The sequence below is a fragment of the Arthrobacter sp. YAF34 genome, assembly GCF_052113245.1.
Classification (GTDB): domain Bacteria; phylum Actinomycetota; class Actinomycetes; order Actinomycetales; family Micrococcaceae; genus Arthrobacter.
The window spans coordinates 1-14,543 of the sequence record NZ_JBFRCV010000019.1 but is presented as its reverse complement, the minus strand read 5'-3'; the positions used below and the strand labels follow the sequence as shown (position 1 = coordinate 14,543).

Below are 14,543 nucleotides of genomic sequence, written 5' to 3'. Positions count from 1 at the left end.
GAATCGGCTGCTGCTGCGTGCGTCACACGGTGTCCTTCCGGCGGGCCGGACGGTACCGGCGGGGCTGTCTTTGACTATAGACGCCCGGTCCGCGGTGCCTCGAACCGCTCGTGGACAACGGCTTCGACACATCTTTGTCACATCTTCGCCGGATCTCCTTCCGGACCGCGCGGGGCGGCACGGGGTCGGCCGAAAAGTACGTATTGTTAAGGGGGCTCCTGCCGGCCACGTGCTTGCGGCAGGGACCACGCTGCAGCAGGCCGGCAAGGAGAGGTGACATGGAGGATCCAACGACCATTGCGCTCCATCTGACCTTTTTCGGGACCCTCGGCGTCGCCTTCATCATGTTCCTCGGTCTCTTCATCGTGTTCGCCGTGACCTTGGTGATTGCCGGGATCGGCCGGCTGGCAGTCGTTATCGTCGTCGCCCTCGCAAGGGTCTTCAGCGGGCGCCCCGCCGTGACTGCAAAGACAGCAAAGACTGCGAAGCCCGTGAAGACTGCGAAGACGGCAAAACCGCGCCGCCCCGCAAGGAATCCCGGCAAAAAGGAACCCGCACTTTCGCCGGAGTGGGCCGCCGCCGTAGCCCGGGCAGATGCCCGCGCCATTGCAAGGGCGAGGGCCGAAGCCGGGCCGGCCTTCCAGGTGTCCGTCCGGAACCTGCCGAGCCCCAAGGCGCCGGCGCGGGACATCACGGAAGTCTCGGCCCTCGTGGCCTCGGCCACTGAAGCGGCTGAATCAAGCGGCGCCGTCCCGCGGGCATTCAAAAAGCCCGCCATGCCCGCAGCGAAGTCCCTGCTGGACACCGGCTCGCTGGTATCGCTGCACGGCGGCCTCCAGGCCGCGAAGGTCAACCAGCCGACCCACGACCGCAAAGCCGGCTGAGCCCTTACCCCGGGCGGGCAAGTCCGCTACGTTGGAACCCATGGAATTCAGATACCTCGGGAACAGCGGCTTCAAGATTTCAGAAATCACGTTCGGCAACTGGCTGACCCATGGCTCCCAGGTGGCGAACGACGTCGCCACCCAATGCGTCCGGGCCGCGCTCGACGCCGGTATCAGCACCTTCGACACCGCCGACGTCTACGCCAACACCGTGGCGGAGACGGTTCTTGGCGAAGCCCTCAAGGACGAGCGCCGGGAGTCGCTGGAAATCTTCACCAAGGTCTTCGGCCCCACCGGCCCCAAGGGCCACAACGATCTGGGCCTGTCCCGCAAGCACATCATGGAGTCCATCAACGGTTCCCTGAAGCGGCTGCAAACCGACTACGTGGACCTCTACCAGGCCCACCGCTACGACTACGAGACACCGCTGGAAGAGACCATGCAGGCGTTCGCGGACGTTGTGCGGCAGGGCAAGGCCCTGTACATCGGGGTCAGCGAGTGGACGGCCAACCAGATCCGCGACGGCCACCACCTCGCCAAGGAACTGGGCTTCCAGCTGATCTCCAACCAGCCGCAGTACTCCATGCTGTGGCGGGTGATCGAAGCCGAGGTGATTCCGACGTCGGAAGAGCTGGGCCTGTCCCAGATCGTCTGGTCCCCCATGGCGCAGGGCGTGCTGAGCGGCAAGTACCACCCCGGAAAACCGGCACCCGAAGGCAGCCGCGCTACGGACACGAAGGGCGGCTCGCGGATGATCGAGCGCTGGATGTCCAACGACGTCCTCACCGGCGTCCAACAGCTCAAGCCGGTCGCGGCAGAGGCCGGGTTGACCATGGCCCAGCTCAGCATCGCCTGGGTGCTGCAGAACAAGAATGTGGCCTCGGCCATCATGGGAGCTTCCCGGCCGGAGCAGATCGAGAAGAACGTGGCAGCCGCAGGCGTGAAGCTGGATCCGGCAATCATGGAGAAGATCGATGCCGCCGTCGGGTCGCTGGCCGAACGCGACCCCGCGCAGACCAAGTCCCCCGCCTCCCGCGAGGCGTAGGCCCGTGTCCGACGCGCCAGAACTCGCCGTCACCGGATCCACCGGCCACCTGGGCGGCATGGTGGCCGGGCTGCTGGCCCAGGCCGGCAGCGAGCAACGCCTGCTGGTGCGGGACGCCGCCCGGGCGCCGGAGCTCGAGGGCGCCATCCCCTTCGTGACCACCTACGCCGACGCCGAGCGGGCCAAGGCGTCGCTGGCCGGCGCGAAAACTCTGTTCATGGTGTCCGCGGCCGAGGCGGAGGACCGGCTGCAGCAGCACTACACCTTCGTCGACGCAGCTGCGGCGGCGGGCGTCCAGCATGTTGTGTACACCTCGTTTTTCGGTGCGGCGCCGGACTGCACGTTCACCCTTGGCCGGGACCACTTCGCCACGGAGGAACGGATCAAGGCCTCGGGCATGGCCTACACCTTTCTGCGGGACAACTTCTACTTGGACTTCCTGCCGCTGCTGGCCGGCGAGGACGGCGTCATCCGCGGCCCCGCCGGAGACGGCGTAATGGCGGCCGTCGCACGCGCGGACATTGCCCGCTCAGCCGTCACCGTACTGCGCAGCCCCGCCCTGCATGAGGGTCAGACCTACGATCTGACGGGCCCGGAAGACATCTCCCTGGCTCGCGGCGCGGAACTCCTGACCGCCGGAACCGGCAGGACCATAACCTTCCACAACGAGACCCTGGCGGAGGCCTACGCCTCCCGCGCTTCCTACGGAGCGCCGCCCTGGCAGGTGGACGCGTGGGTGAGCACCTACACCGCCATAGCGGCCGGCGAACTGGCCGGCCCGACGTCCGCGGTGCATGAGCTGACGGGCCGGGAGCCGCTGAGCCTTGAGCAGTTCCTGGCGGAGTCGCACACGCTCTAGGGCGCGGCACTGGACTCACAGAACCCAGTATTGACGGCCTCCGGGCTGCGGCGTAGACCTGAATGCAGGTGGCACCGGCCAAAACCGGGCCAGTCCTTCAGCAGAATTGCGGCGCGCCATGCCAAAGCAAATGTCCCGACACTCCTCTGTCCTGAAGAGTCCGCGCCGGCAGGCCGGGAAGGCCGGCCCAAATCCCGGCGATCCGAGCCACGGCCCGCTGACCGGGGAAGAGCTCCAGCTCGCCGTGCGGAACCATTCCATGCCGCTCGAGGCCCTGCGGAAAGACACCACGCCGGCCGGGCTGCACTACGTGCTCACCCACTTCGACATCCCGTTCATCGACGCCGAACATTGGCATCTGCAGATCGGCGGCGCCGTACAGCGGTCCCTGGAGCTGAGCCTGCGGGCCCTGCTTCGGGCACCGAGCATCACCATCCCGGTCACGCTGGAATGCGCCGGCAACGGCAGGTCGCTGCTGCGGCCCCGCCCGCTGAGCCAGCCGTGGATGCTGGAAGGGGTGGGCACGGCCGTGTGGACCGGTGTCCCCCTCGCCTACCTGCTGACCCAGGCCGGGGTGGAGGACGACGCCGTGGAGGTGCTCTTCAGCGGGGCCGACGCCGGCATCCAGGGCGGCGTCGCCCAGCAGTTCGCCCGAAGCCTGCCGATCAGCGAGGCCCTGCGGCCCGACGTCGTGCTGGCCTACCGGATGAACGGCGCAGACCTGCCGCCGCAGCACGGCTACCCGCTCCGGCTGGTGGTACCGGGCTGGTACGGCATGGCGAGCGTGAAGTGGCTGTCCTCCATCAAGGTCCTGAGCAAACCCTATAAGGGCTATCAGCAGGCCGTGGCCTACCGCTACCAGCAGGACGCGGAAGACCCCGGCGCCCCGGTCACGTGGATGAAGATCCGCTCGCTGATGGTTCCTCCGGGGGTTCCGGACTTCTTCACCCGGAGCCGGGTTGTGCCCCCGGGACCGGTGATGCTGGCGGGCCGGGCCTGGTCAGGGCAGGGCGCCGTGGTGCGCGTCGACGTCGGGATCGACGGCAAGTGGGCCCCGGCCCACCTGGAGCACCCGGCCGCGCCGTTCGCGTGGTCCGCGTGGTCGATACCGTGGGTGGCCGATCCCGGCGACCACGAGCTCACCTGCCGTGCCACCGATTCCAGCGGCGCGGTGCAGCCGCTGGAACAGGTGTGGAACTACCAGGGCATGGGCAACAACGTGGTCCAGCGGATCAAGGTCAGCGTGGAGCTGCCGGGCGCAGGGACCTAACGGCCGCGCCGCAGGTGCTCCGCATTGAGTTCGTCGAGCTCCTCATCCGTGAGGTCATCGAATCCGCTCGCCTCGCGTTTGTCGCTGCGGGAGAACCGGATGAACATCAGGATGATCAGCGGCAGATCGACAATTTCGCAGATAAACCACAAGACATCCCCCGCCAGTTGCTGGTCGCGCAGGGCGTCGGGAAACCAGCCAAGCGCGGACGGCGCTCTCGTGACGTGATCGAGCACCTGGCCGTTGAGCCGCAGCAGGATCCCCGGCACGGCGTCGACCAGCAGCTCGATGAAAACGAACACGAATTCCAAGGTGAAGAACGCGCTGCTGCGGCGGAAATCTGCCTCCTCGATGATCGGCAGCGCCATCAGCATGCCGAGCAACGGCACACCAAATGTCAGCAGCGCCTCTGCCGCCGGGGCCGTGCGGAGGGTGTAGAACGCCGGGGTGAGGAAGGTCGAGAAGAGCGCGAGGCCAAGGAGCGGGGCGGCCATGGAATTGCCTACCAGCCGAACGGCCCGGTGCCCGAGCGCCCTGTTCAGCCGGTCGACGCCCCGCGGCGCGAGAGCCGCGCGGGCCAGGGAGATCGGCTTTCCCAAACCGATCAGCAGCGGCACCACGAAGAGCAACAGGGAAATCTTGAGCGTGAACGCCCACCGGAGCTGGGCACTGTAGACGCCGGGGAACCCGCAGGTCAGCACGGTCAGGGATCCCAGGCCCAAGAGGTAAAACGCCAGCGTCCGCCACACGGCCGGGCGGTGGCCGCGGGCCGTCGCGGCCCTCAGGCCGAGGGCATACAACACCGCCGACCCGCTGATCAGGACGGCGGCAGCCCAGTCGATCTGCCAGGCGGTGAGAAGTACATCAAGGGGCGGCACGGGCCCATGTTAGCCGCCTTTCCTTGGAAGACGCCGGGCCCGGGCGTTGTGCCGGCCTGTGGCAGCCGAGGTGTTGGCCGGAGCAGCCTCAGTAGTCCACGATCGCGCCGGCGGAGATATTGACCGTCGCGTCGGTAATGGCCGCCGCCTTGTCCGAGACGATGAACGAGGCCACGTTCCCGACGTCCGTCAGGGTGGCCGTGCGGTTCAGGTGGGCGGTTCTGGCGATCTCCACCACGATCTCCTCCCGGCTTTCGGCCTGCCAAGGGATGGTTTCGATGATGCCGCCGGTGACCATGGTGACCACCCGGATCCCGTGTTTGCCCAGCTCGAGGGCCCATTGCCGGCGCAGGCCTTCCATCGCGTCCAGCGCCACCTTGAACCCGCCCAGGCCGTGGGTGGTCTGCGGTCCCGAGCCGCCGAACATGAGCACGACGCCGGAGCGCTGCTTGACCATGTGCGCGGCCGCCGCGCGGGTGGTGAGAAAGTGAGTACGTGCGGCAAGGGTGATGGGCCGGGTGAAGTCATCCACGTCAATTTCCATGAGCGGCTGCTGGACGTCGCCGAACGAGATCACGTTGAAAGAGATGTCAATTCTTTTGCTCTTCTTCGCCACCCGGTTCACGAAGGCGTCCACTTGCTCTTCATCCAAGGCATCGACGACGGCGGTTTCGACTGCGCCGCCGGCTTCGCGAATATCGCTGGCCACTTTCTCCAGCCGCGCTTCGGTCCTTCCGGCGATGTGGACCGTGGCGCCTTCGGCCGCGAAGGCCCTCGCCACGGCTCCGCCGACCGCCCCGCCGCCGCCGTAGATCAGGGCGGTCTTGCCGTCCAGCAAGCCGTTTTCCGGAAGACCGTTGTTCAGCATGGTCGCCTGCCTCGTGCCGCGGGGTTCGTGAATTCCCTCAACTATGTTCTTGCATTGCGGCCGGTGGCAAGAGGACCGGGGCCCGCGGATCGACGCGGCTGGGCGGCGGGCCAGGTTCGCGGCCACGCCGGGACCCGGCCAGGCGTCCCCCCAATGCACAACTCCTGGCCGAACCGCGACGCATCGGGCGGCTCACCGCCGTCCCCCGCAGACGAGACATTGGACACGTCCAATTTCTCGCCCTGAGCGTACCCGGAAAGATTAGACATGTCTAATCTGTTAGAATTGCAGGCGAACTGACATCTCGTGACAAGCCGGATCGCATGAAATTCGATTGACGAAAGAGGCCACCGTGAGCAGCGACCAGACGACCTCCGCGCCAGGCCTAGCCCTCGCCCGCAAGCTGAACATCCTCCTCGACACCGCCGAGGCCGAGGGCCGGAAAATCACCTTTACCGACGTCCGGGACGCCATGGCCGCTGCCGGTACGCCGCTCTCGCGCGCACGGTGGCACTACATGCGGTCGGGCACCGGGCCGGCCGTCAAGAAGGTCGTCCTCCTGCAGAACCTGGCCAGATTCTTCGGTGTCAGCGAGAACTATCTGATCGACGGCGACGAGGAGCTTCCGCCGCGGGTGGAGGCCCAGCTGGAATTGCTCGCCTCCATGCGGGCCAACAAGGTGCGCAACTTTGCCGCCCGCCAACTGGACGGGCTCTCCCCGGAAACCCTGCTCCAAATCCGGGACCTGATCGACGAACAACTCTCCCGCGGGGAGCCGGACCAGCCCTAACCGTATGCCACCAACCATGCTTTGACCTGCGCTGATATGCTTCAGCCGAGGTTTGGCCGTCAGGAAGTGGCGGTCCAGGCTGACGCTCTATCAACAGTCAAGGACCCCGTACATGGACTACGACGCCGCCCGCTCGCGGGCACGGGAAGCAGAAGCAGGCCTGTCCCTCAGCGAGCCGGTCTCCCTTGCATCAATTCAGGGGCACCTTGAACGGCAGCGGAACCGCACGATCGTCATCAAACCCATCGAAGGGGCAACGGACAAGGTCTGCGGGTTGTGGTTCGGACTGGACCATATGGACCTGATCCTGCACGCCCGGGCGGCCTCGGAAATCCACCGGCAGCAGATTGTCCTCCACGAGTTCGCCCACATGATCCTGCACCACGAGCAGGAAATCGTGTCCGCCGAATACGCCGGCACGTTCTTCCCCGATCTCGATCCGGGGCGCGTCGTCAGAGCGCTCAAGCGGGCTGACTTCCTCAACGAGTTCGAGGTCGCCGCGGAGCTCCTGGCTGACCGTCTCGCCGCACGAATTAGAAGTTCCCAGGACCGCTTGGGCGGCCAACCTGGGAACTTCGGATCGGTTTTCGGATGATCCAGCTCCTGGCAGCTGCGGTACTTCTCATCCTTGCCGCGGCCCGGATCCCGGCGCTGATGCGGAACCGCCGCGACACGGTGTTCCTTTCGGCCTTGTTCGCCAGTGCCGGTTCGGTGCTGATGTCGCCGGACGTGTACGCCACAATCGATCACCGCATCGGCGGTATCAATCTCGCGAACCTCGCCTTGCATTCCTCGATGATCGTCAGCCTCTGGTACCTCCGGCGCGCAGTCCTTGAGGCGGTCGTGCCGGCCGACACGCGCCGGGCACTGGTGCGCTCCCTGCCGCTGATCCTCACCCTGGCGCTGCAATTGATGTTCTTCATCCTGACTGGCCGCACCACGACGACCGACAGCTGGGGGCTCTACCATGACCGCCTGCCCGCCGCCCTGTTTTCCGCCGTGCTGATCGTCTTTATCGGTTGGGTCTGCGCCGGGGTCGGCGTGGCCTGCTTCAGATACATCCCGCGGATGCGGCGCTCCTTCAAAGTCGGTTTCACCATGGTCGGCGCCGCCAGTGTCCTCGGCTTGTTCGTGGCGATCAAGTTCACGATCGGGCTACTGTCGGTCCCGATCCCGGGGCTCCTGGCCGTCCCGTTGCCCTCGGACGCCGTCATCCGGGTCATGGAGATGCTCACCCTCATCCTGGGCGGGGCGGGCCTGACGGTGCCCGCTGTGGCGGGCCATACGCGCCTCAAGCAGCAGGCCCGCTGGGCGTCCGACACCCTCGCCGGCGTCGAACCCATCAGGGAACGGGTCCTGCACCTTGTTGGCGACCACCGCCTCCTCGAAAGTGACCCGGCCGCCCCTGTCCGGGAACGGCTTCACCGGATGATCGTTGAGATCTGGGACGCTGAGCTTGCGTCCGGCGGGACGCTGACGCCGGGAGAGCGGGCTTTCCTCCTGGCCGCCGAAGAGCAGCTCGACCTGAACCGGCTCCCGTGACCGGACCCGGGGCGGCGTTCCCGGGTTGCTTCACCCGCCCGGCACCACGCTAGGTTGCGAGCGGCTCTTCCGGGCCTGCTCCGTCGCGGCCGGCCGCCGGGTTCGGGCCGCCGTCGCCACCCCGTCGGCCCGGGCCGCCCTCGGCTTCAGGCGCCTCGTGGTTGATGGAGGCCGCAGGGCCGCCGATGCCATAGAAGCCGGGCTCACCGCCAGCTGGCCCGGTCGGTGTGCCGCCGGGCGCTTCGGGGCCCGGGGCGGGGGCTTGGGGCGGGGCGCCCCCGGGCGGCGAATACGGTGCCGCGGTGGGAGGTCCGGCGGCGGGGCTGGGCGCGAGGCCTGTTGCGGGTCCAAGTCCGGGGACTGGTCGGGCGTAGGCGAGTGCCGGCAGATCGCCCGGATCAGCGGGACCCATATCGAGGTGGAACGGCGGGTACTCGTCCCGCATCAGGGATACGTACGCGATGACGCGGTAGATCCAGCGGTTCAGGCCGAGCAGGAGGTCGAACAATCCCCGCCAGTATTGCCCCGTGAACAACAGGATCACTCCGGCAATGAAGACCAGCAACCCCAGGAGCGAGATACCCACACCTTCCTGCACCCACTGGCCGTCACGGACCTCCCACGTCCTCGCAGTCCCCGTCAGCAGGCCAACGATCAACAGGTGCGGAATCGCCAGCAGCCACGACTTCACCAGCACCAGGCCGCGTGAGAGCCGTTCGGGATAGTCGACGTCGAAATCCGCCGGATAATCGGTGCGGGCCAAAGTGAAAGGCGGATAGACATCCGTGCCGATCGCGCTGTAGGCGTAAAAGGCCACGCGCCAGTTCCAGCGGATCACACCGACATTGAAGTTGAACAGCGAGCGCGGGTACCGGCCCGTGAACAGGATCGCGAACCACGCCACAAGAGTGACCACGCCGAAAGCGAACCAGAGGAAGAACAGGACAATGAAGTGCGGGATGGCCAGGAACCACTTCACGAGCCACATCCAACGGGACAGGTTCGGGTCGAGATAACCGCTGAGGCGTGAGGGATACACGTACGGTACCGGAGCGCCCGGCGACACCGGATACGGCGTTCCCGGCGGGGCGGCGTAACCCCCCGCCGGCGCTGCTGCACCGGTGGGCGACCCCATGGCGGCCCCGGACTGGTACATGCCCACCGGATACGGCTGGCCGGGCTGGGGTAGCAGGTGGCCGGGAGGAACACCGCTGCCCGGGCCGCCGCGGCCGGGTCCCGTGGCGCGGCCCAGGCCTACGGCGCCCAGGACGATCAGTGGCACACCGATCAGCAGCATGACCAGGCCGCCGATCAACAGGCCGATGAAGACCGGCCCGAGCAGATCAGAGCGCGCCCCGGCCTGCAGGTTCACCGCCACCGGGGCACTCGCATCGGCATTCATGACCACCACGGCCCAGTCTCCGGAGCGCAGGTCCCACGTCAGATCCTGCTCCCCCCGGCCGGCGGCAGTTGCGGCCCAGAAGCTCTGCTGCGCCGGAACAGTCGGGGCTTGGGTGCCGGACACTTCACGGTACAAGGCGCGGAAGGGGTCGAACCTGACGTCAACGATCTCCGTGTGCCGTACACCGGCCAGATACGCCGCGACGTCGGCCCGCGGGCCAATGCCGATGAAGATCTCCTTGGCGGGGTCGATGGTGGACCCGCGGACAAGTACGCTGCCCGCAATGTCTGCGGGCGTGCCCTCGGGCAGCCCGCCTCCGGTCATCATCTTCAGCCGCGGAGTGGTGAGTGCGTAGGAATCGCCGGAGAACGGCGCCTGCGGCGTGGTGAAGTACCTGCCGTCCCGCTGCTGGTAGTTGGCCCACCCCGCAACCCCGGCGCCCGCCAACAGCCCCAGGCCGACTAGCGCGCACAGCGCACCGATCACCAGCATGACTATCCGGCCTGCTTTCATGGCCGCCGTCCTTTCAGATGGTCCGTTGGCACGCCCGGCTGGGCGGGACTTCCGGGGGTGGGGGCGCCGGGGCGCCCGCTACTGCCAGGGCGGGGTCAGCGGGGACTTGGCCCCTTCGTGTTGCCGAACGCCAGTTCGTGGACGATGAACGCTTTCACGCCGTGATCACCACTTTGAGGGCCTTGGTTTCCGCGGCGCGGGCGAAGGTGTCGTAGGCCTCCATGAACTCGTCAAAAGTGAAGTGGTGGGTGGCGAAACTGTCAGCGGGGACTTTTTGCTGCGCCACGAGCTTGAGCAGCATGGGTGTGGTGTTGGTATTGACCAGTCCCATGCTGATGTTGATGTTGCGGATCCAGAGGTCCTCGACGTGCAGCTCCACGGCCTTGCCGTGCACGCCCACGTTGGCCACGTTGCCCCCGGGACGCACAATGTCCGTGCACATGCTGAACGTCGCCGGAACGCCGACGGCCTCGATTGCCACGTCCACGCCCTGGCCGTCGGTCAGGAGCATCACCTGCTCCTTCCAGTCCGCATCGCTGGAGAGGACCACATCGGTGGCCCCGAATTCGCGGGACTTCTCGAGACGGTTTGCGTCAAGGTCGACGGCGATGATCGTGGCGGCACCGTAGAGGCCGGCGGTAGAGATCGCTGCCAGCCCCACCGGACCCGCGCCGATCACGGCGACCGTATCGCCGGGCTTGACCCGGCCGTACTGCACGCCGATCTCAAAACCGGTGGGAAGGATGTCCGAGAGCATGACGGCCTGCTGGTCGCTGACGCCATCGGGCAGGAGGTGCAAGGAGTTCTCGGCGTACGGGACGCGTACGAATTCGGCCTGGGTGCCATCGATCAGGTGTCCGAAGACCCAGCCGATGCCGGAGGTGCCCTCGTCCCCCATGCAGTGGGAGTACAGCCCGGTCTTGCAGTTGACGCAGTGGCCGCAGGACTTGATGCAGGAGATGATGACGCGGTCTCCGACCTTGAGGCTGGTCACGGACGCGCCGATCTCCGTGATGGTGCCGACCCCCTCGTGGCCCAGGATGCGTCCCTTGGCCACCGCCGGAACATCGCCTTTGAGGATGTGCAGATCGGTGCCGCAAATGGTGGTGGTGTCCACTTTGACGATCACGTCGCTGGGACTCTGGATGGTGGGATCGGGGACGTCGGTCCAGGATTTTTCGCCAGGACCGCCATAGACGAGTGCTTTCATGCGTGCTCCTTGGTTTTGAGGATGACTAGCGGGTCTACGAGGCGCAGCCGGCACGGCGTCTCGGTGGCGTCGATTCCCGAATAGAGCCGCGAGACGCGGGCACGCTCACGCAGCTCATCGATGGCGGCGGCTGAAACGCGGGCGTGGGCGAGGTCGAGCACAAGTTCGAATCCCGGAAGCTTGCTCGTGACCCGGCGGCACACAACGTAGAGTGCCCGCACGTTAGCCACCGTCACCACGCCGTGCACCTCGATCCGCGCCGTTTCGGCGTCAGCGTCAAGGCGAATCAGAACTTTAAGTTTGGGGTCCCCAATATGGTGATGCATGAAACCGTCAGAGCTCCCAAACGGTTTCACGGGAGGCGGACAATCCCGTAGGCGGACTGTAGTTGTTCATTTGGCCGTGGTCTCCTGCCTTTTCCTGCTGAAGCCGGAAAGTGCAAAGCGCCATTTCCTTCCCCAATTTGCCGCGAGACCGGTACTGCATTCTTCGAAGCGGTTCTTCCCCCAACGTGTGGCCCCCAACTGGCCGTGCAGGAACCGCCCCCATATTTAGCTTGGGGGGACATGCGCTGCGGGGGTAAGGGGCGAAAGTCCCTTGCGAGCGTTTAGGTGCTTCGCCCGGTCCGCGCCTAGCCTGTTTCCTATGTCTGAACCGCTTCCACCCGGTACGCCGGATCTCGTGCTGACTTCCGTGCGGCAGCCCGGGGACGATGCATGCTCCGATGTGCATATAAGAGATGGGGCCGTGGCAGCGATTACGCCCACCGGTGCTAGTCCGGGCGTTTCGTCGCCTGCCGCCCGGATGGTGGATTTTGGCGGCCGCTTTGTTATCCCAGGGCTATGGGATGAACATGTGCACATGACGCAGTGGGCGCTGGCGTCCAACCGGCTTGATCTCTCCGGCGCCGGATCGGCGCGCGATGCTGCCGCCGTCGTCGGGGCCTGCCTCGCAGCGAGGGTAGACGGGAACGCGTCTCCGGAAGATGCCACGACGCTGGTGGGAGCCGGTTTCCGGGACGCCGTCTGGCCGGATGTGCCCAGCCTGGACCTCCTCGACAGCGTGACGCAGGGCCGGCCGGCCGCATTGATCAGCCACGACCTTCACTGTGTCTGGCTGAACTCCGCGGCGGCCCGACGCTACGGTGTGCCGGTGACCGCGGACGGGCTGCTCCGCGAAGAGCCCGCATTTGTCGTGACACGCGAACTGGGCCGGCTGCCGGCCAGGGTCGTGGATCCGTGGGTGCAGCAGGCCGGGCAGGCTGCTGCCGCGCGGGGCGTCGTCGGGATCGTGGACTTCGAAATGACATGGAACCGCGACGTCTGGCTTCGGCGGATCTCCGACGGCTTCGCCGCGCTGCGGGTGGAGGCAGGGGTCTACCCGCAGGATCTGGACCGGGCCGTGGCCGAGGGGCTGTGGACGGGGATCGGAGTGGCGGGCAGCGACGGGCTCCTGACCGTGGGCCCGCTGAAGGTGCTGATCGACGGCTCGCTCAATACCCGCACCGCGTTCTGCGTTGACCCTTATCCGGACGGCGGCCACGGCCTGCTGACGGTGCGCGGGACGGAACTGCTCGCCCTGCTTGTCCGGGCGCACACGGCAGGGTTCGTCCCGGCGGTTCACGCCATTGGCGACGCCGCCAATCAGGTCGCCTTGGACGCCTTCGAGGCGGCCGGTATTGCCGGGCGGGTGGAACATGCCCAGTTTGTCCGGAGCGAAGATCTCGTCCGCTTCGGCCGTTTGGGCGTGACCGCGAGCGTCCAGCCGGCGCACGCGCTCGATGACCGGGACGCCGCGGAGGCGAACTGGGCAGGCCGAACGGAGCGGGCCTTCCCGCTTCGTTCGTTGCTGGCTGCCGGCGCGACGCTGGCCCTGGGCTCCGACGCCCCGGTGGCTCCGCTGGACCCGTGGACGGCCATGTCCGCCGCCACAACCCGAGATCGGCAGGACGGCCGCGGGCCGTGGCATGCCGAGCAGTCTCTGACGCGGCAAGAGGCCTTGAGGGCCTCGGCCCGGGGCCGCGGCCGGCTACGGGTCGGGGATCCTGCAGATCTTGCAGTGCTCGACGGCGACCCGCTGACGGTTTCCGACGCCGAGTTTGCCGCGATGCCGGTGGCCGCCACGCTGGTGGCGGGACGGTTTACGTATGACGGCGGATAGCCGGCGTGAAGACGGCGTCTGGCTGGCGTAAGGCCGTAGCCTGTTAGGTGCCTTTAACTCGGGCCTGGACCAGGTTGGCATACGGCAGCCTGCCGTGCTCTTCCACGAACGCAGCGTGATACCCGGCCTCGGCCGCGTTGAGTTGCTCAACGGGAAGTTCTTTCCACGCAATGATCAGCCATTCGGGCGCCGCGAGCTGCCAGATCAACCGGCCGTCCCAGTGGCCCGGCGGCTTGCCTTCGCCGAAATCGACGAATTCCTGGATCTGCCGCCGGAGCCCGCGGTTGCCTTTGCTCCCCGGGCCCGCCTTGCCCACGAAGAGGACGTCGGCGCCGTCGACCCATTCGGCGTCGAGCGCTTCCGCTTTCAGTGTGGGGTCCTTCTTCTTGAAAACGCCGGCCGTGCTCCTGGCAAGGAACTGCGGGCGGTAACCTTCCGGCCGCAACACCGCGAAAATCCCGGGCTTCTGGGGGATCCGGTTGATCTCCAGGTCCCGGAGCGGCCGGAAACCGGTGAACCCGTCCTGTTTCAGTGACTGTGCGTTGATGGGCATGGGTTCCTTGGGTCGGGGCACGGGGCATTCCTTCGCTGCTCAATGGCGCGCGAATTCGGTGCCTCTTATCTTGTCAGAGGTGCCTGACACACTGGATTTGTGGACGGCAATCAGGGGCCCCACGTGGTTCCGGCAGCACCCGGCGGGACTGGCTTCAGGCGCGCAGGACACGACTGCGCGCCACGGCCCGCCACCGGGCACGACGGCCGGTCCTTCACCGCGGCCGTCGAGCTGGTGACCGCCGTCCCCGCGGCGACCGACAGTGCCGGGCTGATCGACCAGCTCCGGGACCTCGAGGACCTGAAATCCGCCATCGCAGCCCGGCAGGCCCGGATCGCTGTGGCTTTCGACCTCCTGCAGCGCCGCGAGCAGGCCGCCGCCGGCATGCCCGCCGCGAAACTCGGGGCCGGGGTCGGCGCGCAGATCGCCCTCGCCCGGCGCGAATCCCCCGCCAAGGGCGGTCGGCTGCTGGGCCTGGCCAAGGCCCTGATCACCGAAATGCCGCACACCCTCGCGGCGCTGGAATCCGGGATCCTCAACGAATGGCGGGCCACGCTGATCGTTCGCGA

14 protein-coding genes and 1 pseudogene are annotated in these 14,543 nt (G+C 67.1%); 9 read left to right on the top strand and 6 right to left on the bottom strand.

The window, feature by feature from the left end:
* Positions 1-278: 278 nt before the first annotated feature.
* The 4 genes from AB4Y72_RS18470 to AB4Y72_RS18455 all read left to right on the top strand — a co-directional run bounded on the left by AB4Y72_RS18470 (position 279) and on the right by AB4Y72_RS18455 (position 4,058).
* On the top strand, positions 279-884 hold the full coding sequence (locus tag AB4Y72_RS18470; RefSeq protein ID WP_441427593.1) for a hypothetical protein: 606 nt from the start codon (positions 279-281) through the stop codon (positions 882-884).
* Positions 885-924: 40 nt separating this feature from the next.
* Positions 925-1,929 (top strand): aldo/keto reductase family protein, encoded by a 1,005-nt coding sequence (locus tag AB4Y72_RS18465; protein WP_441427592.1) that lies wholly within the window; start codon positions 925-927, stop codon positions 1,927-1,929.
* A 4-nt stretch (positions 1,930-1,933) separates the two neighbouring features.
* On the top strand, positions 1,934-2,788 hold the full coding sequence (locus AB4Y72_RS18460; protein WP_441427591.1) for an SDR family oxidoreductase: 855 nt from the start codon (positions 1,934-1,936) through the stop codon (positions 2,786-2,788).
* Positions 2,789-2,906: 118 nt separating this feature from the next.
* The gene (locus tag AB4Y72_RS18455) at positions 2,907-4,058 is read left to right on the top strand and encodes a sulfite oxidase (RefSeq protein WP_441427590.1); all 1,152 of its coding nucleotides are present in this window, start codon (positions 2,907-2,909) and stop codon (positions 4,056-4,058) included.
* Here AB4Y72_RS18455 and AB4Y72_RS18450 read toward each other — a convergent pair.
* A complete protein-coding gene (locus AB4Y72_RS18450; RefSeq protein WP_441427589.1) occupies positions 4,055-4,936 on the bottom strand; it encodes a cytochrome c oxidase assembly protein in 882 nt (293 codons plus the stop codon). The two genes, AB4Y72_RS18455 and AB4Y72_RS18450, sit on opposite strands and share 4 nt — an antisense overlap.
* An 88-nt stretch (positions 4,937-5,024) precedes the next feature.
* Positions 5,025-5,804, bottom strand: a complete 780-nt coding sequence (locus tag AB4Y72_RS18445; RefSeq protein ID WP_441427588.1) for an SDR family NAD(P)-dependent oxidoreductase — start codon at positions 5,802-5,804, stop codon at positions 5,025-5,027.
* A gap of 352 nt (positions 5,805-6,156) precedes the next feature.
* On the opposite strand from AB4Y72_RS18445, the gene AB4Y72_RS18440 reads away from it, so the two are divergent.
* The 3 genes from AB4Y72_RS18440 (at position 6,157) to AB4Y72_RS18430 (ending at position 8,136) form a co-directional block, all read left to right on the top strand.
* Positions 6,157-6,594 carry a hypothetical protein gene (locus AB4Y72_RS18440; RefSeq protein ID WP_441427587.1) on the top strand — a complete coding sequence of 146 codons (438 nt, stop codon included), beginning with the start codon at positions 6,157-6,159 and terminating at the stop codon, positions 6,592-6,594.
* A 112-nt stretch (positions 6,595-6,706) separates the two neighbouring features.
* The gene (locus AB4Y72_RS18435) at positions 6,707-7,189 is read left to right on the top strand and encodes a hypothetical protein (protein ID WP_441427586.1); all 483 of its coding nucleotides are present in this window, start codon (positions 6,707-6,709) and stop codon (positions 7,187-7,189) included.
* Entirely contained in the window at positions 7,186-8,136 is a 951-nt protein-coding gene (locus AB4Y72_RS18430) for a hypothetical protein (protein WP_441427585.1), read from the top strand. Before AB4Y72_RS18435 ends, AB4Y72_RS18430 begins: the two co-directional genes overlap by 4 nt.
* A gap of 49 nt (positions 8,137-8,185) precedes the next feature.
* Here the strand turns inward: AB4Y72_RS18430 and AB4Y72_RS18425 are convergent, their stop codons facing one another.
* The 3 genes from AB4Y72_RS18425 to AB4Y72_RS18415 form a co-directional block, all read right to left on the bottom strand.
* Complete coding sequence (locus AB4Y72_RS18425) at positions 8,186-10,051, bottom strand: DUF4389 domain-containing protein (RefSeq protein ID WP_441427584.1); 1,866 nt, start codon at positions 10,049-10,051, stop codon at positions 8,186-8,188.
* A 154-nt stretch (positions 10,052-10,205) separates the two neighbouring features.
* On the bottom strand, positions 10,206-11,261 hold the full coding sequence (locus AB4Y72_RS18420) for a zinc-dependent alcohol dehydrogenase family protein (protein WP_441427583.1): 1,056 nt from the start codon (positions 11,259-11,261) through the stop codon (positions 10,206-10,208).
* On the bottom strand, positions 11,258-11,587 hold the full coding sequence (locus tag AB4Y72_RS18415; RefSeq protein ID WP_441427582.1) for a hypothetical protein: 330 nt from the start codon (positions 11,585-11,587) through the stop codon (positions 11,258-11,260). Before AB4Y72_RS18415 ends, AB4Y72_RS18420 begins: the two co-directional genes overlap by 4 nt.
* A 319-nt stretch (positions 11,588-11,906) precedes the next feature.
* Between AB4Y72_RS18415 and AB4Y72_RS18410 the strand changes: the two genes are divergently transcribed.
* The gene (locus AB4Y72_RS18410) at positions 11,907-13,421 is read left to right on the top strand and encodes an amidohydrolase (RefSeq protein WP_441427581.1); all 1,515 of its coding nucleotides are present in this window, start codon (positions 11,907-11,909) and stop codon (positions 13,419-13,421) included.
* 43 nt (positions 13,422-13,464) lie between these two features.
* On the opposite strand, the gene AB4Y72_RS18405 is transcribed toward AB4Y72_RS18410, so the two are convergent.
* Positions 13,465-13,974 (bottom strand): hypothetical protein, encoded by a 510-nt coding sequence (locus tag AB4Y72_RS18405; RefSeq protein ID WP_441427614.1) that lies wholly within the window; start codon positions 13,972-13,974, stop codon positions 13,465-13,467.
* 234 nt (positions 13,975-14,208) lie between these two features.
* Here AB4Y72_RS18405 and AB4Y72_RS18400 point away from each other — a divergent pair.
* Positions 14,209-14,543, top strand: a pseudogene (locus tag AB4Y72_RS18400) (HNH endonuclease); the annotation flags it as partial.